The sequence below is a fragment of the Lewinellaceae bacterium genome, assembly GCA_020636135.1.
GTDB lineage: Bacteria > Bacteroidota > Bacteroidia > Chitinophagales > Saprospiraceae > JAGQXC01.
Genome location: JACJYK010000001.1, coordinates 1,915,209 through 1,933,760, shown reverse-complemented (window position 1 = coordinate 1,933,760; position 18,552 = coordinate 1,915,209). Strand labels below are relative to the sequence as shown.

Genomic DNA, 18,552 nt, shown 5'->3' with positions numbered 1-18,552 from the left:
TTCCTGTTAATTTCGCCCTGTCCGAAACACGATCCTTATGCACCGGCAGTTGATTTCCTTTTTATTCGTAGGGATTAGTTCTTGGCTTGTAGCCCAGAATCAATTTATCGTTAAACTGAAAGACAACAGCGTAATAAGCCAGGCGCAGCTTGTCCTTCCGGAATATCGCTGGCAGGTCATCTCCGGGTCAAAAATGCTTTACAAACTTACCACGACGCATTCACTGGAAGAAATCCGCCAATTACCAGATGTCCTGCGTGCTTACCCGGATGCCCCGTTGGAAAAAAGAGAAACGGTTCCAAATGACCCGTTGTATCCGGACCAGCCCAGTCTGGAAAAAATAGCACTACCACAAGCCTGGGATTACACGACCGGAGGTACGAATGCCCTTGGCGACAAAATTGTCATTGCCGTTATCGACGAAGGATTTGACATCAGCCATACCGACTTTGAGGGTAATTTATGGTCTAATCCGGGAGAAATCCCCAATGATGGTATAGATAATGACCAAAATGGCTACGTCGACGATTTTTACGGCGTCAATTTGCAAAGCAAGAACGACCAGCATGTTGCCAAACAGCATGGTACCAGTGTTGCCGGTATCATTGGCGCCCGGGGCAACAATGCCACCGGAATCGCCGGGATCAATTGGAATACTCAGCTGATGCTGATCAGCATTCCCAATCTGACCATTTCCGATCTTTTCATCGGTTACGAATATGTCCTGGAGCAACGACGGAAATACAACCTGACCAATGGCCAGGATGGAGCATATGTGGTAGCATTCAATCAGTCGCTTGGTGTAACCGGACGTAAACCGGACGAATTTCCGGACTGGTGTCCCTATTTCGATGAAATGCTGGATGCCGGCATCCTGTTTATCAATGCGACCACTAACAGTGAATGGGATGTAGACACGCAATATGACATGCCTGCCAGCTGTCCTTCAGAGGGTCTGATCACGGTGACCAATACCAATCTTTCAGATGTTCGGGTCACCTCTGGTTATGGGCAAACGACCATAGACCTTGCAGCACCCGGCGACGGTAGTTACAGCCTGGGTATTAATAACGAATACCGTGACTTTACCGGAACTTCAGCAGCCTCACCGCACGTCTCCGGCGTGGTAGGACTTCTTTTCGGCTATCCCTGTACGGACTTTGCACAATATCTGAAAAGCAATCCCAGGGAGGGCGCAATCATCGTACGCGACTACCTGTTAAGTGGTGTAGACCTAATACCTTCCCTAGCAGAAGAAACGGTCACCGGAGGCAGGCTGAACGCCATAAATCCGATGCGCGCCATCCAGCAGGAATGGTGCAAAGAGGTACTTGGTGATGAATTGGTCATCCGTCAGGTTACCTTGAATCAAAGCGCACGCACCCTCCGGATCGATATTGTGCGCAAGGATGCTCAGCCGGTGGATTATCTGATCTGTAATACACTGGGACAGGTCATGTATCATGAGACCGTGACCAATCCTGTCCAGAATGTCATCTTTCTGGATCATCTGCCGGGCAACATTACCTATGGAAATGTCTACTTTGTCTGTCTGCGACAGGGAAAATCCATTGTTGCAACCAAATTGATCTACCTGTAATGGAACCAAAGCCCGAACTGTGGGGTTACTGGTCTGATATTTGCGTTAAAAAGGCGCAAAGTTCAACTTTTAAGGCCGGTTGCACCAGGGAGGCACACATAGGATAAATTTTATTTATATGTAATTGCCAACGAGGGTATTGGATAAAACGAAAGAATCCTTATCTTTGCATCCGCATTTGAAGAAAAGGACTGGCTTCGTAGCTTAATTGGATAGAGCACCTGACTACGGATCAGGAGGTTGCAGGTTCGAGTCCTGCCGAAGTCACCAATTTATTCTCGCCGGAATGGCGTTAAAAATTGCTAAACGATGTCTAAAATTTGTCAGTTAACAGGTAAGCGACCAATTTCAGGAAACAATGTTTCCCATTCCAACCGGAAAACGAAGAGACGTTTTCTGCCTAATTTGCAGAAGAAACGTTACTACATTCCGGAAACAGATCAGTGGGTAACTTTGAAGATTTCCACCAAAGCGATGCGTACAATCAATAAGCTGGGATTGTATTCCTATCTGAAGAAATTGGAAAGCAAAGGAATTTCTACCGGCGTTAAATTGGGTTAATTCGGTAAAGTATAAAGCACTATGGCTAAGAAACAAAAAGGTAACCGGATACAGATTATTCTCGAGTGCACCGAGCACAAAGAGAGCGGCATGTCGGGCACATCGCGCTATGTGACCCAAAAAAACCGTAAAAACACTCCGGAAAGATTGGAATTGAAAAAATACAATCCGATATTAAAGCGCTATACCGTTCATCGTGAAATAAAATAACTATGGCTAAAGTTTCGAAAAACGCGCGGGCTGCACAAAGAGCCCAAAATTCAGGCGGAAAGGACTGGGTTAAAGTTGTTAAACCAGTCAAAGATGCTGCTACTGGAAAATATTCTTTCCAGGAGGTGATGATTCACAAGGACGAAGTATCCAAGTTTTTCAATAGTTAATTCACCCGCTTGAACTATTCGAAGAGGCTTTTCCAAATGAACTGCATTTGGAAAAGCCTTTTGTATTTCACTTAGTTGATATTCCACGATTATGAGCTTCCTAAAGAAATTCTTCACCAAGGAAAAGAAAGAAGACCTCGATAAAGGCCTGGAGAAGACGAAAACCAATATCTTCTCCCAGATCACAAAAGCTATCGCCGGTAAATCAACGGTGGACGAGGAAGTTCTGGATGAACTGGAGAACATCCTCATTACTTCCGATGTGGGACTGGACACCACGATTAAGATCATCGAGCGGATCGAAGCCCGTGTCGCACGGGATAAATACATGAATACCGCGGAGCTGAACGACATCCTGCGTGATGAGATCGTTCAATTACTTACCGAGAATAAAACCGAAGATCAGGAAGATTTTGATGTCCCGGAAGTCAAGCCCTATGTGATGATGGTCGTCGGCGTCAATGGTGTAGGCAAAACGACCACAATTGGCAAACTTGCCTACCAGTACAAACAGAGAGGCATGAAAGTGGTCCTGGGAGCGGGTGACACCTTCCGTGCCGCGGCGGTCGATCAGTTGAAAATATGGGCAGACCGGGTAGGCTGTGACTTCTATTCAAAAGGAATGCATACCGATCCCGGCGCTGTGGCTTACGAAGCAGTGAACTACGCCATCCAGAACGGGAATGACGTGGTCATTGTTGATACGGCTGGCCGTCTGCATACCAAGCTAAACCTGATGAAGGAACTTACCAAGATCAAGAATTCCATCGAAAAGAGGATGCCCGGAGCTCCCCATGAAGTTCTCCTGGTCCTGGATGCTACCACTGGTCAAAATGCCATCGAGCAGGCCAAGCATTTTACCGAAGCCACTTCCGTCACCGCATTGGCCTTGACCAAGCTGGACGGAACCGCCAAGGGTGGTGTGGCGATCGGCATCTCCGACCAGTTTAAAATCCCCATTAAATACATTGGAGTGGGTGAATCCATCGACAAACTTCAGGTATTCAATCGCCGGATCTTTGTAGAATCCTTATTTGACAAATAACTTGTAAGTGATATTTAGCTATATTTAATCCGCTGCTGCCCATTCGCTTAGATTCTTCTACTGCTGCGATCTTCATTTAGCATCTACTGTATTACCTATCAACTGTTAATACATGGCAGGTATTTGCTATGATTGGTTAATTTTAACTGCGTCAAACACACGAAAATGAAAAAAAGGAATACACTCCTCTACACCCTTTTTGCTACGATCACCCTGATTGCTCTTTTCACCAACCAGTACGTTGCCCCGGACAACGGATATACCGGAGCTCCCGGAGAAGGAACCTGCGCCTCATGCCACGCCCCGGCAAATGCCAACTTCGCCGGCCAGGTGCAGCTCACCGGTATACCAGATCAATTGTATGCAGGGCAGGAATACAAAGTAAACATCGAGGTGCGGAAATTCCGTGGGAATCCTGCGTATGCCGGATTTGAAATGGTGGTGCTCGATCAGAACAACCAGGACATTGGCACACTGAATCAACCTACCGGAGTTTCCGGTATCATTACAGACCGGACCTTATTACGCACCTATTTTAAAAATGTGATCCACCCTACCGATTTTGGTAACGACAGTGTGGTAACATGGAGTGTCACCTGGATTGCACCGGAAAATCAAACCAATGCCACCGTCAACTTCTACGCAACGGCCATATTGGCAAATGGAGACAGTACAGTCCTTGGTGATTTGGCGGTGAAAACCCAGCTCAGCAGGATCCTGACCGAAGGTGGTCCATTAAGTGTGGAAATAGCCAATGTTACCAATGTTCAGTGTGGCGGTGATAGCACGGGCGCGATTTCCCTGCTCGTACAGGGAGGGACAGCTCCTCTCTCCTATCAGTGGTCTAACGGAGCCACTACTCCGGATATTCAGTCATTACCTGCAGGAGATTACACGGTGACCGTTACTGATAGCGATACTTCACAGGTAGTCAAAACGGTTACCATAACGGAACCTGCCAACCTTGTTCCCCAGATAATCAGTGTCACCGGAGTGGCGTGCAATGGCCAGGATAACGGCAGTGCCACATTGGGAGCATCAGGCGGAACACCGCCGTATCAGTTCCTGTGGCCCGATGCGGATACCAGCAGGATCCGGAATGACCTGGCTGCCGGAGATTATATCGTATTGGTGGTAGATCATGCCGATTGCGCTGCTACCCTACCCTTAACCATTGAGGCCAATGTATTCATCCAAACCAATGCAGGATCTATAGCAGAGTCCACACCTGGCGCCCACGACGGAATAGCCTATGTAACGCCGTCTGGCGGTACACCGCCTTATTTAATAGTCTGGAATACAGGTGCAAACACCGACACCATCCGACAGCTGGCTCCCGGCACCTATACGGTTGTGATCGGCGACCTTTCGGGATGCCTGGTACAGGATTCGGTTATCGTTGGCTCGGGCACCTGCCCCCTGGCGGGCAATATTTCCGTTGTCCAGCCTGATTGTGGCACCGGTAACTCCGGTTCAATATCAGTAACTTTCCCCAATCCAACCGGTCAGGTAACCATTCGCTGGTCTAATGGGGATACAACTCCTACCATCCTGAATTTATCTCCCGGCACTTATACCCTGTTTGCAGAGGATGAAGGAACCTGCACTTACCGGGACACTGTGATTATTCAGTCTACAGGAATGATCACACTGGACAGCGTTAGGTTAAAACACCCACAATGCGATGGCACCAATGACGGTAGTATATCATTTACGATCAATGGAGGTGTTCCTCCCTATCGCCTGGACTGGTCCCCTGATCTTCCTACAGCTACACCTGACAGCCTGGCGGCAGGAACGTATATCCTGACTGTGTTTGATGCCAACAACTGCACCAGTCAGGACACGTTCGTTCTCCTTGGTGATGATAATACCCTTCCGTTCATTTTGTCACCCAGTATAGAAGCTTATCTGGATGCCAACGGAATTGCGCAGGTAACATTCGCTCAATTACAGGAGGCGGTCATTGATAATTGTGGTCTGGATACGATAACCCTGTCAAAAAATACTTTTTCCTGTTCGGAACTGGGAAGTCAGCAAGTAGCACTTACGGCCAGGGACCTAGCCGGAAACTCCTTGAATGATTCCATTACCATCGTCGTAATGGATACCATCAAACCGGTGATTCAGCCATTTGATACTTTAACGGCAAATCGGTGTACCGGTCTGAACTATCCGCAAATCCTGACTCAGGATAATTGTGGTGTAGACACCGTATTTCTGCTTCAGGGCACCGGTCCCGACGGAAGCTTTACCGTTGGCATGAACCTGGATGTCTACCAGGTCATTGACTTCTCAGGAAATGCCAGCCTGGGAGTTCTTCCCATATTCATTCAGCGACCGACTTTAGTAGCAGACTTGACACCTCCAAGTTGTTCCGGGCGGACTGACGGATCCATAGCCATTGATTTTCCGGATGCTGCCACAACGATTTCTACCATCTGGGGCAATGGACAGACCGGTGATACCCTCAAGAATATACCGGGAGGAAGCTACATCGCATTCAGTGCGGACACTACCGGTTGCTTTTTCCGGGATACCATTGTGCTCGACAGCTCAGCATTTCAGGTTGTTTTGGATAGTATTAGAGCAGAGTCGCCAGCCGGTGGTTATCTCGCCGTTCATCTGGACGGAGGTTCCGCGCCCTACGAATTTCAGTGGTTTAAGGAAGAAATAGCCCTTGCTGACACTTCACTGATCCTGGATAGTCTGGCAGCCGGCCGGTATCATATGAAAGCACAGGACGATACCGGATGTAAAATCACCTCCGATGACTTCCTCATTACCGGTACATCCGCAAGGCAATCATGGCTGGAACAAAATATTACGTTGTATCCGAATCCAAATAATGGACGATTATGGATCCGCAATGATCAGCGTGTCATCATTCACGAAGCCGTCCTGACAAATTTACTGGGTCAACCGTTGCAACGCTGGATTACTCCTTCACTTCCTTTGCAGCTTCCCGGAATTTCAGACGGATCATACCTGCTCAAGATCAACACGGATCAGGGCTCTATAGTCAAGCAAATTATTATACTTCAGCACTAAGGGCATCGAAGATGATCTGGGCTTAAACCCTGGCAATGACCAGGGTTTAAGTCACTCCTGAAAAGCGCAATTTCCAAAACATATTGTCATTTCGACTGAAGGCGAAGGATGAGCCGGAATGGAGAAATCTCAACCGAACAAAGTATCATCTATATACATACTTAGAAATTGCATCATGAGAGCTCTCCGCTCGTTCCTTTCATTTGACTGGGTCGTAATGACAGTCGTAATTGAATGCCGGAGTGGAATCAGAGTTTAAGATTACATTAACATTTTAATTGTTGATACAACTAATGTTGCAACATATTTTTGTCGGGTGAAAATTGAAGAAGCCATCAAATCGAGCAAATTTGTCAGTCCGCAATCAAAACTGATCATCAATCTGGCCTTTACGGCTTCCCATTTCGCCCATTTGCACAAGCACCTGCTGGACCCGTTTGACATAACCATTCAGCAATTCAATATCCTGAGGATACTCCGTGGACGGTACCCTAAGACCTATTCCTTAAAGGAGATCACCGAAAGGATGATTGATAAGATGTCCAATACTTCCAGGCTTATAGATAAACTGATCCAAAAAGGGTGGGTCGAGCGTATCATATGCCCGAAAGACCGGAGGCAGGTGGATATTGGGATCACTCCGGCGGGACTAAACCTTATCGCAGAGGCGTCAGATGCCATGGATAAAGCTACGGTTGAGCATTTGTATAAAATGTCTGAAAAAGAAATGGAACAATTGAATGCTCTCCTGGATAAAATGCGTGATTAATCAATCAATTATAACAATCAAATCGATGTTTTATGAGAAAACTCTTTTTAATTTGGGCTATTGCCGGTATTGGTAGCGCTCTATTGGCTGGTAATCCACCCGTAGAAACCAAAGTTAACGTTGAAAAAAGCCAGATATCCTGGAAAGGATATAAAGTGACCGGCCAACATCATGGCAAAATTGCCTTGAAAGACGGATCTTTGACCTGGGAAAACGGAATGCTCACCGGAGGTTCATTCACCATGGACATGTCGACCATTTCATGTGAGGACTTACAGGGAGAGTGGAACGATAAATTGGTTGGACATCTCAAATCGGATGACTTTTTCGGTGTAGAGAACTTTCCGGTCTCCACGTTGGTAATCACTCAGGTGGTCAGCAGAGGAACTCCCGGTGATTACAAAATCGTAGGTAATCTGACGATTAAAGGGATCACCAAGGAAGTCCGGTTTATGGCAAAAGCAGAAGCAAATACAGCCACTGCAACCATAACCGTCGACCGTTCAGAATTCAACATTCGTTATGGCTCAGGGAGTTTCTTTGAGAATCTGGGAGACAAGACGATCTATGATGAATTTGAATTGGAAGTGATTTTGACCTATTAATTTGTGAAATAGTTCGGTTATAAAGGCTGTCTGTTGTGCGCAGACAGCCTTTTCTATTTTACACTTAATCGCATTGAAATAACTTAAGGAATTGTTATTCCCGGCCTTCTGGCCCTGCTGCACGAACAGAATAACTCAAATATTTAGTATCATTGCGCCACCGGAATTATACGTGTGTTGAACCTTAAGCCGAAGCGAGTCATTCCTCCCTCTGAGATCTTTCTGGACGTTGCTGAACCAGCCATCCTTAACCAGGGCTTCCATGGTAAAAGGCTGATCATTAGCGCTTTATTCGACCATATAAAACAATTCCATTTTGCTGCCTGTCGTTTAAATCCCTTAGAACGTAGGAGGCATCGGGTCTTAAGCTTGAAATCAGAGTTCTTCACGGTCCGATGGTTTTCCCCCTTCGTGTTCACTTCAAATTTGAGTTTCTCATGAACAGACAATTCAATCTTTGTTATCGCTGCATGATGATTTTGGCCCTGGCCCTTCTGTTAAATCTCCGGGTCCATGCTGCTGTACAATCCATTCATATTACCAGTAAAGAGACCGTATTAAACGGCAAGACGTTCGGTAACTCTGGTGCCTATGAATTATGGAAAGGTACAGTCACCTTTGTCTTCGATCCGCTGAATAAACAAAATCAACGGGTTACCGACATAGACCTCGCTGAAAAATCCGACGCTGGTTTTGTGGAAGCCACCGCCAATATTGTTATCCTGAAGCCTGCAGATATGTCCAAAGCAAGCGGCGTGGGCCTGGTGGAAGTCTCGAACCGAGGCGGCAAATTTTCCATGCGCTATTTTAATCTGGCTACGAACACCGGCCTGGATGTCAATGACCCGGAAGCATTTGGTGATGGTCTTTTGATGGAACAGGGACTGGTTGTGGTATGGGTTGGCTGGGAATTCGATGTTCCTGACCAGGATGGCCTGATGCACCTGGTCGTTCCGAAACTAAAACCAAACAACTCATTCCCTCTGGTCGGCCAGGTTCGTTGTGACTGGGTCATTGACGATCCGGTATCTACCTTATATCTGGGGCACCGCAATCAAATACCCTACCCTCCACAGGTAAACAGCACACTGAATTCGTTAACGGTCCGTGACAGCCGGGAAGGTAAACGTGAAATCGTGGACTCCAAATTATGGTCATTCTCTAAAGAAGAAGGTGACTCTCTGGTCCCCAGTACTGAATACATCCACATGAATAATGGATTTGAGCCTGGCAAAATTTATGAACTGGTTTACTTCTCCGACCAGCCCGTAGCGGTCGGACTGGGCTTGGCTGTAGTCCGGGACATGATCTCCTATATGAAATACGACAACAACTGTGAATTCAAAGTCAATAAAGGTATTGCCGCAGGGGTTTCCCAGACTGGTCGGTTCCTGCGTCAGTATCTATACGACGGTTTCAATATTGATGAATACGACCGGCAAGCTTATGATGGCATGATGATCATGACAGCCGGAGGAGGTCGTGGCAGTTTCAATCATCGTTTTGCCCAACCAAGCCGGGACGGCCACCGGTATTCCTCGTTTTTCTATCCTACGGATTTGTTCCCGTTTACCAGCCGTGCCCAGGTCGATTCAACCAACGGTAAATACCGGGATGGGCTCCTGATGAAGGGCGGCAATTTTGGCAGGGAAACCAAGATATTCTACATCAATACCGGGTACGAATATTATGGGCGGGCCGCTTCCCTGATCCATACCAGCATAGACGGGACAAGCGATGTCATGCCTTATGAAAATGAACGGATCTACGAAATAGCCAGCGGCCAGCATTATGTCGGTCAGCTGCATCTGGATGCAAAAAGCCAGCGGGACTCTTCAATGGTTTTCAAATCAAATCCGCTTTATTACCTGCCCAATTACCGGGCATTATTGGTTCGCCTGATCAACTGGGTTAATAAAGGGGAAGAACCGCCGGCAAGTACGTATCCCACCATTGCAGGCAAGACCCTGGTCCCCTTAAATCAGGTACGTTTTCCGATCAATGCCTCATTACCCGAACCGAAAGCCATCCAGGTTGCCTACAATCTGGACTTTGGAGACTCCTGGCAGCGCCGCATCATACGAAATCAGCCGCCGCGAATACTGAACACCTATACTTCACTGGTCCCTCAATTGGATCAAAATGGTAACGAATTGGGTGGTATCCGGAATTTCGAAGTGTCCGTTCCATTGGCCACCTTCACCGGATGGAGTTTGCGGGATGGCAAGCCTGCCGCACAGGACGAACTGGATGATTTCCAGGGGTATATCATGCCTTTCTCCATGGATAAAGGGGCTGAGATTTCTACAGACTTACGGCCTACGATCAAATCCCTCTATCATGACCGCATGGACTACGAACAACAAGTCACGGTTTGTGTGGATCAACTGATCAAGGACGGATTTGTGCTGGACCGGGATAAGACCCTACTGCAGAAACGTGCCGGATGGCTCTGGAATGAAGTCATCGGTTATTACGTCAATCAGCAGGCAGCTCATCATCCGGTCATGACGCCCGAGCATGGCTCGCTGATGGTTATTGGCGGTGGCAAATTGGATGAAACCATTTATAGCAAATTTGCAGACCTGGCAGGTGGTACGGACCAGCCCATCGTGATTATCCCTACTGCCGGGGACGATGAATCTCTGGCGAAGGATCCCAAGTACGAACAACTGACCGCACCCTTCCGGAGTGCAGGATTTAAGAAGATCAGTGTGCTGCACACACGCTCAAAGGAAGAGGCCAACTCACCGCGCTTCTACCGGGATCTGGAAAAAGCCGCAGGTGTATTCATCACCGGTGGCCGCCAGTGGCGATTAGCTGACAGTTACCTGGGAACCCAGACTGAAACCGCACTGAAAGGCGTGCTGGATCGCGGAGGTGTGATCGCCGGAACATCAGCTGGTGCCACCATCCAGGGCTCTTATCTGGTACGTGGTGACACCGGAGGCAACACCGAGATGATGGGAGACCATCAGGAGGGATTTGGATTCCTGAACAATGTTGCCATCGATCAGCACGTGCTGGCCCGCAACCGCCAATTTGACCTGTTTGAAGTGATCAATGCACATCCGGGTCTTTTAGGCATTGCTCCCGATGAAGGGACGGCCTTTGTCATCAATCAAGGAATTGCGGAAGTGATTGGCAAGAGTTATGTCCTGGTTTATGATGGTAAAAAATGGTCCGGAGATCGGCGTGAATATTCCTATAATTTGCCGGGTAGCCCGATCTTTTATGTCCTCAAGCCGGGCGATCGTTACGATCTTTCCCAACGAATGGTCCAGCAGCAATAATTCAGGATTCTACGCGATAGTGGACATAATTGGCGTTCTGACTTCTCCATCAGTCCGGAAAGAGCTATCTTCTCGCCGGATTCAATGGAAAAACAAAAGTCAGATCGCATGAGGTCATTCGGATTGATCATTATTCTCCTCTTCCTTATAAATGCATGCAACCAAAAAATGCAACAGACCATTATATCACAGGATAATCCCCAATGGATTAAAGCCAACGAGCTGGCCCATAAATACATCATCACCGATGGACATGTTGACCTGCCCTACCGGCTTAAAGTGAAAAACTTTCGTCTGGAAAAGGAATTTATGGGAATACCCGTAGAAACCAAGGAGGGTGACTTCGATTACGTTCGCGCGAAAAAAGGAGGCTTGGATGCTCCTTTTATGAGCATCTATATTCCCGCCTCCTATCAACAGGGAGGTGCCAAAGAGTTTGCAGATTCACTGATCAATATGGTTGAGGGAATTATCAGCGCGCATCCGGATAAATTTGCTCCCGGTCGCAGCCCGGAAGAAATTGATGCCAATTTTCAAAAGGGATTAATCTCGCTGCCCATGGGTATGGAAAACGGAGCCCCAATAGGCGAAGACCTGGCCAATGTCGGTTATTTCTACAACCGGGGCATCCGGTACATCACACTCACTCATTCCAAATGGAATCAAATCTGTGATAGTTCCTACGACCCGGAGCGACACTGGCAGGGCTTAAGTCCTTTTGGCAAGGAAGTAATCGCGGAAATGAACCGGGTAGGCATCATGGTCGACGTCAGCCACGTTAGTGACAGCACATTCTACCAGGTCATGCAATTGAGCAAAGCGCCGGTAATCGCCTCTCATTCGTCCTGCCGCAAATTCACACCAGGCTTCGAGCGGAATATGAGTGATGAAATGATTGAATTACTCGGAAAGAAAGGTGGTGTGATCCAGATCAATTTTGGATCTGCTTTCCTGGATGGCTCTATTGAAGTCAAACGTACCGAACAGCGTGAAGAACTGGCCAAGCTGATTGAAAAGGCTGGCGTAGCGGAAGATTCACCGGAAGCAAGAAAGATCATCGATCAATACCGTGACTCCCACCCTTCCCTGTTTGCGGATGTTGAAACTGTTGCCAATCACATTGATCACGTCGTGAAACTGGCAGGGATTGATCACGTCGGTATAGGCTCTGATTTTGATGGTGTCGGCGATTCACTCCCGACCGGACTGAAAGATGTGGGTGACTATCCTAATCTGATTTACCTCCTGCTTAAAAAGGGATATTCAGAAGAAGACATTGCAAAGGTTTGTTATAAGAATGTCTGGAGAGTGTGGAAAGAAGTAAACCGCGTCGCTTCCAACAGCTGACAGGACATTCTGAAGCTTGGCGATATTTCGCACCCTACTGCAATCCCTGCCTCCTAATTTTAACCCTATCAAGGTTTAACAGATTGCCAGCCGCAATCCTGTAAATAGGTAATTCCAGGATTTGTCGGGAGAACTCAAACCATTTGACCATGAAAAAATTTTATACAATCCCGCTTTTAATCGTTAGTCTTCATGCATTCGCTCAGGAGCGGAATCTTACCTGGGCACTTTCTACGGATGAAAGCATCACCTGGAATGTAGAAAAGGCCCAAAACCATTCCGACCATATCGAAATGAGCGGATTAAATATTTCTGCCATACTCACCTACGGTGTCAGCGAATCCGGAGAGCTTATCAATTCTAAAAGATTGGTTTTCCCGATGTTACGTACCATCCCAAACAATACGCACGCCAGTTTAAGACAGGACTTTGATGGTAGTGAACAACCCAGGATCATTGTTGACGGTACAACCGTCAAAGAATTCCCTTTATCATTTAACCTTAAAGGAATACTTAAGGTAAAGAGTATGACCAATAAGGATGTTTCCATCGAACGAACCCTGTTCCCTTCGAGAGACAAGGCTGCATTCCTTGAAGTAATAACCATCCAGAACACGAGTGTCAATAGCTGCGATCTTTCAGTTGATTTTAGCTCCGTAACCATTAAGACACCGGCAGACCAGGGTGTCTATGGTGAATATATTTTATCGGTTGAAATGAAAAATCCGGGGTCTTTCCGGTTAAAACCACAGGAGAGCATCTCACTGGGTATGATTTACTCAGGCCGAAAGACCTGTGATCAGGCCTATAATTATTCACAGGTTTATGAGCTTGCAAAACGGGAAAAGTTTATTGATGAGCTATTTGGAAGTTTGGTACTCGATACGCCAAACGACACCATTGATACGGAATTTTCGTTTGCAAAAATTCGTGCCACAGAAAGTATTTACGACACCAAGGGAGGTCTGATGCATGGTCCGGGTGGTGGAGCATATTATGCGGCCATATGGGCCAATGACCAGGCCGAATATGTAAACCCGTTTTTCCCATTTCTCGGAAATCTGGAAGGCAATGAATCGGCCATCAACAGTTTTCGGCATTTTGCACGGTACATGAATCCGGAGTTCAAGCCCATTCCCAGCTCCATAATTGCTGAGGGTGTCGATTTCTGGAATGGGGCGGGTGATCGCGGAGACCAGGCCATGATCGCATACGGAGCTTCCCGCTTTGCAATGGCCTATGGTAACCGAGATATTGCTACCGAATTCTGGCCATTGATACGCTGGTGCATACAATACCTCGAAACTAAAAAATCCGGTGAAGGCATTATTGCGTCTGACTCCGATGAACTCGAAGGACGTTTCCCGGCGGGAGATTATAACCTATCGACCAATGCCCTAACCTATGGTGCATACCGGAGTGCTTCGCAACTGGCCAGCGAACTGGGAAAACCCGATACGGCCAGGATCTACCTACAAAAAGCAGCTGATCTGCAAAATGCCATGGAGAGGTATTTTGGGGCCAATGTACAGGGATTCGATACCTATCAGTACTTTGATGGCAACGACAAACTGCGTTCCTGGATTTGCCTTCCTTTAACCATGGGTATTTTCACCCGTAAGGAAGCAACCATACAAGCGCTATTATCACCTTATTTGTGGACTGAGAACGGAATTCTTACCGAGGCTGGGAGTGAAACATTCTGGGACAGATCAACCTTATATGCATTCAGAGGTCTGTTTAATTCAGGGGCTACCGAACAACTCATGCCTTATCTCTCGTATTATTCCGCAAGAAGATTATTGGGGGATCATGTCCCTTACCCGGTAGAAGCATGGCCCGAAGGAAACCAGCGGCATCTTGCTGCCGAGAGCGGTCTGTATTGCCGGGTGATTACAGAAGGAATGTTTGGAATCACCCCGATAGGATTGAATAAATTCGAATTATTGCCCCGATTGCCGGAACACTGGGATTTCATGACCCTGAAAAATGTAAAGGCATTCAATAAACAATTTGACATTGAAGTCACCCGGCGTGGAGCTAACATTCACGTCAGAATAAGCTCACCAGGCGGCCTGGTATTAGAGCGAATCTTAACAAAAGATACTCCAGTCGAAGTAGAATTACGCTAAGTGAAATGGGTTAACATGAGCACTGTGAATAAATAGACTTTTTCCTTTTTTATTTAGGTTTCAAAGAAGTTCCAGGATTAATTTGGAGTTCAATAAATTGCAAAGCAGTTAATCGTTGACATGGCAATACGAAGCATTGAACTTAAGGCACGATGTCCCGATGAGACAGTTGTCCGGGAATACCTGGCAAGGAACGGGAGATACAAGGGCAGGGATCATCAGGTGGATACCTATTTCCAGGTTCCCAGCGGTCGGCTGAAACTACGTCAGGGCACCATTGAAAATAACCTTATTGCCTATCACAGACCCAATGTTGCGAGTCAGAAACTTTCTGAAGTATCACTTTATCCTCCGGCCGATGCGGATCAGCTGTACCAGGTTTTAACCAAGGTGCTTCCAGTGCTGGTCACCGTTGACAAGCAGCGACACATCTACTTCATCGACAACGTGAAGTTTCATATTGACGAAGTAAAAGATTTAGGCCAATTTGTTGAAATCGAAGCCATCGATGAGGAAGGCTTAAGGAGCATCGAAGACCTGGAAATCCAGTGTCAGTATTATCAGAAAGAACTGGGAATCCATCCAGGGGACCTCTGTAGCCATTCGTACAGTGATATGCTGCTTGCCCGTTAAAGGTCCAGCAAACCTTCCGGTAAATCCATGGTTATCACTTGCTTCTTTTGGTCCAGGACAAGGATGAATGCGTCTACCAAAGGGATCATTTTTTCATTACCGGAAATTTCCAGAATCGCCATCCACTGCTCCGGAAATTCCCGGACTTCGCTTATGGTACCGATCGTCTTGCCTTCAACCGTATGAATTACCCATCCGGATAAAAAGTTGTAATCCGGGCTCTCTTCTCTGCGTTGATCTGCTTGAGGAATATCTTTCTCCAGCGCATATACTGGTGTCAAACTGAGCATTTTAGCCTCTTCCGGAGAATGGACATCATCAAAATGCCATATCCAGGTATCCGCATAATGACTCGAGTCGATGAAATACGGAACACGGTCTCCTTCCAGGTCAAGCAGCACGACGGACAACTGATCACCCAAATCATCCCAGGGCGGATCCAGCTGTACCTTCACCGATCCTTGTGCTCCGGTTGATTTCAAAACCTTTCCAATCAATACTTGTCTGAGCATCAGTTGTGATCGATTAATACCTGTGTAAAAATAAATCCGCGTTGGGCTTTCTGATCCCAGGGACGATCATCGGTATTGAGCTGGGTATCCAGGATCCAATATTCCCGGTAAGCCAGCCCGATACCACGGGCATATTTTTCGAGGGCAAATCTTTTCTCTATGCGGCTCTCTGCATCCGCATATTCAATGCTCAGGATCTTATCGTATGCATCCCCACCAATGGTGCCTGCTTCATCGGTGGATACAACCCGAGGATCCCACTCTTTGTACATTTCAATGGGTTCACCGGCAACCAGCACGATGGTCTGTTCATTGAAATAACGGGTGCCATCCCAGTGTGTCCCAGTTACCGGAGGGAAGGTCATTTTTACCAGTTTCCGGTTATCCTCATCCAGGAAAGCTTCTGTCGCAGTCCGGGAGGCACGGCCCAGATATGCTGGCTTCCATTGCTGGGTTGCACTATCCTGGACCGCATATTCCGTCACATAATTCAGCACACCTGCTCCATCCCGGAATGTATCGATCATAGTAGTCCTCACGATGGTTGAACTTACACGAAAGGGCTGTCCGCTCACAGTAGGATCATAAATGGATGAATCTATCTGGTAGATCCAGTATTTTCCGATCTCCAGCGGATAATAATCGTAGGCGTAAAAACTATCCGGGAGAACCTTATTATCCTTCCTGCAGGCATTGATTAAGACGATACCCAGTGTCGCTATTAGCAAGATTCTCCTCATAGACTGTTTAAACTCGAATGGATAATACCCCCTCCCACAATGTCGTCACCTTCATAAAATACAGCGGATTGCCCAGGAGCCACTCCCCGGACATGCGCATGAAAATCTACCCGTAGACGGTCTCCCTCCTGGTTCACCGTGCTGAGAGTCCCGGCATCATGATAACGTACCTTTGAAACGACTTCCATCCCGTCGGGGATTTTTTCATATTTCATCGCATTGGTTTTGTAAACGTACATGCCGTTGCGGACAAGATCTTCAAGGTCTCCTAACACCACTTCATTTGTCCCGGGTTTTATTTCGACCACATATTTCGGACTTCCGAAGGCCGTACCAAGACCCTTGCGCTGCCCAATGGTGTAGAAAGGATAACCGGCATGCTGACCAATGATATTCCCCTCGGTATCCACAAAGGACCCGCCATTCAAGCGGTCATCAATTTCGGGAACCTGTCGCCTGAGAAATCCCCGATAGTCATTATCGGGCACAAAACAGATCTCGTAACTCTCCGCTTTTTTTGAAAGTTCTTCATACCCCCAGTCGTAGGCCATTTGCCGAACCTGTTCCTTCCGGAAACCTCCGATGGGAAAAAGGCTCCGGTTCAGGCATTCCTGATCCAGACCCCAAAGGACATACGATTGATCTTTATCGGGATCCTGGGACCTGGTAATGTATTTCCTCCCATTCAGCTCGTTAATGGTCGCATAATGCCCTGTAGCAATCAAACCGCAATCCAGTGCATCCGCCCGGCGCAATAAAGCTCTCCACTTGATGTGTGTATTGCAGAGGACACATGGATTCGGTGTCCGGCCGGCCATGTATTCATCCACAAAATTATGGATGACATAATCACCGAATTCATCCCGGATATCGATGATGAAATGGTGAAACCCCACCTTTACGGCCACTTCACGGGCGTCGTTGATGGAATCCAGGCTGCAGCATCCGGTCTCTTTATGACTGCCTCCCACATTGGCATAATCCCAGGTTTTCATGGTTATCCCAACCACTTCATACCCTTGATCATGCAGCATCATAGCAGTCACCGTGCTGTCTATGCCTCCGCTCATTGCCACCAGAACCCGGCCATTTTTACTCATGCGATTAGTAATTATGAAAAATAAACTACAAATTTACGAACTGATTGGTTCACAAACCAATAGACCAATCGGTGGAAGTAAGATCAGCCTATGGTCAAAACGTCCCGCAGGAGTAATAAAGAACACAATATACTGGATGCCGCAGAACGGGTTTTCCATCGCCACGGGTTTACCAATGCCAAAATGGAATGGGTAGGCGAAGAGGCCGGCATGTCAAAAGCCAGCGTCTATTTCTATTTTGAAAGCAAGGAGAACCTGTATATGGCCATCGTCTACCGGGCATTATCATTGCTCAATGATCTGATGTATGCAGCAATTCAGCAAAACAAATCGGAAAATGGTCTGAACAGTGTTGTTGCACTGATGAACACCTATTTCGACTTTAGTCAGAAATACCCCTTGTACACTGAGGCCATGCTGGACTACACCGCGGTTATCCGTTCCACCTCTGCCGGCAATAATGAAGACAAACTCTCCGATGCTTTAAAGGGAAGCGTCTACTTTATGCGATTGAAAGACATTCATAACATACCGGTTAGTATTGTAGTCCAGGAAATTAAGCGGGGAATGGAGGATGGCTCCATTCACGATAATCGCAAGCCGGAGATGCTGTATCTGAGTGCCTGGGCAATGGTATTGGGCTACCTTAAGCTAACCAATCTGGCGGGAAGAAAACATTCTTTGCACACCGTCCAGCTCGACGAATGGAAGGAATACCTGATCGCTCTGATCAAACATACTCTGATCCATCCTGTATAAAAAAAGATCCGGCCGGAGCCAGATC

The 18,552-nt window shown here is 47.2% G+C and carries 16 protein-coding genes and 1 tRNA gene; 14 read left to right on the top strand and 3 right to left on the bottom strand.

The features are described from left to right. The first annotated feature begins 37 nt into the window (after nucleotides 1-37). The 13 genes from H6570_07235 (at nucleotide 38) to H6570_07175 (ending at nucleotide 15,416) form a co-directional block, all read left to right on the top strand. Nucleotides 38-1,600, top strand: a complete 1,563-nt coding sequence (locus H6570_07235; protein MCB9319055.1) for a S8 family serine peptidase — start codon at nucleotides 38-40, stop codon at nucleotides 1,598-1,600. Between the two features lie 193 nt (nucleotides 1,601-1,793). Further along, nucleotides 1,794-1,870: transfer RNA gene (locus tag H6570_07230), tRNA-Arg, on the top strand. A 39-nt stretch (nucleotides 1,871-1,909) separates the two neighbouring features. Then, nucleotides 1,910-2,161 (top strand): 50S ribosomal protein L28, encoded by a 252-nt coding sequence (rpmB, locus tag H6570_07225; GenBank protein ID MCB9319054.1) that lies wholly within the window; start codon nucleotides 1,910-1,912, stop codon nucleotides 2,159-2,161. A 21-nt stretch (nucleotides 2,162-2,182) separates the two neighbouring features. After that, nucleotides 2,183-2,371, top strand: coding sequence for a 50S ribosomal protein L33 (rpmG, locus tag H6570_07220; GenBank protein ID MCB9319053.1), 189 nt, complete (start codon nucleotides 2,183-2,185; stop codon nucleotides 2,369-2,371). A gap of 2 nt (nucleotides 2,372-2,373) precedes the next feature. Next, the gene (locus tag H6570_07215; GenBank protein ID MCB9319052.1) at nucleotides 2,374-2,541 is read left to right on the top strand and encodes a DUF4295 family protein; all 168 of its coding nucleotides are present in this window, start codon (nucleotides 2,374-2,376) and stop codon (nucleotides 2,539-2,541) included. Nucleotides 2,542-2,632: 91 nt separating this feature from the next. After that, complete coding sequence (ftsY, locus tag H6570_07210) at nucleotides 2,633-3,586, top strand: signal recognition particle-docking protein FtsY (GenBank protein MCB9319051.1); 954 nt, start codon at nucleotides 2,633-2,635, stop codon at nucleotides 3,584-3,586. Between the two features lie 165 nt (nucleotides 3,587-3,751). Next, nucleotides 3,752-6,637 (top strand): T9SS type A sorting domain-containing protein, encoded by a 2,886-nt coding sequence (locus tag H6570_07205; GenBank protein ID MCB9319050.1) that lies wholly within the window; start codon nucleotides 3,752-3,754, stop codon nucleotides 6,635-6,637. Between the two features lie 316 nt (nucleotides 6,638-6,953). Further along, complete coding sequence (locus tag H6570_07200; GenBank protein MCB9319049.1) at nucleotides 6,954-7,406, top strand: MarR family transcriptional regulator; 453 nt, start codon at nucleotides 6,954-6,956, stop codon at nucleotides 7,404-7,406. Between the two features lie 32 nt (nucleotides 7,407-7,438). Continuing rightward, on the top strand, nucleotides 7,439-8,011 hold the full coding sequence (locus H6570_07195; GenBank protein ID MCB9319048.1) for a YceI family protein: 573 nt from the start codon (nucleotides 7,439-7,441) through the stop codon (nucleotides 8,009-8,011). A 437-nt stretch (nucleotides 8,012-8,448) separates the two neighbouring features. Next, entirely contained in the window at nucleotides 8,449-11,304 is a 2,856-nt protein-coding gene (locus H6570_07190) for a cyanophycinase (protein ID MCB9319047.1), read from the top strand. A 108-nt stretch (nucleotides 11,305-11,412) separates the two neighbouring features. Continuing rightward, nucleotides 11,413-12,651, top strand: a complete 1,239-nt coding sequence (locus H6570_07185; GenBank protein ID MCB9319046.1) for a membrane dipeptidase — start codon at nucleotides 11,413-11,415, stop codon at nucleotides 12,649-12,651. 149 nt (nucleotides 12,652-12,800) lie between these two features. Continuing rightward, on the top strand, nucleotides 12,801-14,783 hold the full coding sequence (locus tag H6570_07180) for a hypothetical protein (GenBank protein MCB9319045.1): 1,983 nt from the start codon (nucleotides 12,801-12,803) through the stop codon (nucleotides 14,781-14,783). 120 nt (nucleotides 14,784-14,903) lie between these two features. After that, nucleotides 14,904-15,416, top strand: a complete 513-nt coding sequence (locus tag H6570_07175; GenBank protein ID MCB9319044.1) for a class IV adenylate cyclase — start codon at nucleotides 14,904-14,906, stop codon at nucleotides 15,414-15,416. Here the strand turns inward: H6570_07175 and H6570_07170 are convergent. From H6570_07170 to mnmA, 3 genes are read right to left on the bottom strand one after another with little or no spacing between them, the layout of a single operon-like run. Further along, entirely contained in the window at nucleotides 15,413-15,928 is a 516-nt protein-coding gene (locus H6570_07170) for a hypothetical protein (protein ID MCB9319043.1), read from the bottom strand. The genes H6570_07175 and H6570_07170 overlap by 4 nt on opposite strands. Further along, nucleotides 15,928-16,668, bottom strand: a complete 741-nt coding sequence (locus H6570_07165; protein ID MCB9319042.1) for a hypothetical protein — start codon at nucleotides 16,666-16,668, stop codon at nucleotides 15,928-15,930. Before H6570_07165 ends, H6570_07170 begins: the two co-directional genes overlap by 1 nt. Next, a complete protein-coding gene (mnmA, locus tag H6570_07160; GenBank protein ID MCB9319041.1) occupies nucleotides 16,665-17,768 on the bottom strand; it encodes a tRNA 2-thiouridine(34) synthase MnmA in 1,104 nt (367 codons plus the stop codon). The genes H6570_07165 and mnmA overlap by 4 nt, the downstream gene beginning before the upstream one ends. A gap of 90 nt (nucleotides 17,769-17,858) precedes the next feature. Here mnmA and H6570_07155 point away from each other — a divergent pair, with 90 nt between their 5' ends. Beyond that, a complete protein-coding gene (locus H6570_07155) occupies nucleotides 17,859-18,527 on the top strand; it encodes a TetR/AcrR family transcriptional regulator (protein ID MCB9319040.1) in 669 nt (222 codons plus the stop codon). Nucleotides 18,528-18,552 lie beyond the last annotated feature (25 nt).

Coding starts and splice junctions, on each gene's coding strand:
- H6570_07235 (MCB9319055.1), top strand. CDS start 38: ATGCACCGGCAGTTGATTTCCTTTTTATTCGTAGGGATTAGTTCTTGG.
- rpmB (MCB9319054.1), top strand. CDS start 1,910: ATGTCTAAAATTTGTCAGTTAACAGGTAAGCGACCAATTTCAGGAAAC.
- rpmG (MCB9319053.1), top strand. CDS start 2,183: ATGGCTAAGAAACAAAAAGGTAACCGGATACAGATTATTCTCGAGTGC.
- H6570_07215 (MCB9319052.1), top strand. CDS start 2,374: ATGGCTAAAGTTTCGAAAAACGCGCGGGCTGCACAAAGAGCCCAAAAT.
- ftsY (MCB9319051.1), top strand. CDS start 2,633: ATGAGCTTCCTAAAGAAATTCTTCACCAAGGAAAAGAAAGAAGACCTC.
- H6570_07205 (MCB9319050.1), top strand. CDS start 3,752: ATGAAAAAAAGGAATACACTCCTCTACACCCTTTTTGCTACGATCACC.
- H6570_07195 (MCB9319048.1), top strand. CDS start 7,439: ATGAGAAAACTCTTTTTAATTTGGGCTATTGCCGGTATTGGTAGCGCT.
- H6570_07190 (MCB9319047.1), top strand. CDS start 8,449: ATGAACAGACAATTCAATCTTTGTTATCGCTGCATGATGATTTTGGCC.
- H6570_07185 (MCB9319046.1), top strand. CDS start 11,413: ATGAGGTCATTCGGATTGATCATTATTCTCCTCTTCCTTATAAATGCA.
- H6570_07180 (MCB9319045.1), top strand. CDS start 12,801: ATGAAAAAATTTTATACAATCCCGCTTTTAATCGTTAGTCTTCATGCA.
- H6570_07175 (MCB9319044.1), top strand. CDS start 14,904: ATGGCAATACGAAGCATTGAACTTAAGGCACGATGTCCCGATGAGACA.
- H6570_07170 (MCB9319043.1), bottom strand. CDS start 15,928: ATGCTCAGACAAGTATTGATTGGAAAGGTTTTGAAATCAACCGGAGCA.
- H6570_07165 (MCB9319042.1), bottom strand. CDS start 16,668: ATGAGGAGAATCTTGCTAATAGCGACACTGGGTATCGTCTTAATCAAT.
- mnmA (MCB9319041.1), bottom strand. CDS start 17,768: ATGAGTAAAAATGGCCGGGTTCTGGTGGCAATGAGCGGAGGCATAGAC.
- H6570_07155 (MCB9319040.1), top strand. CDS start 17,859: ATGGTCAAAACGTCCCGCAGGAGTAATAAAGAACACAATATACTGGAT.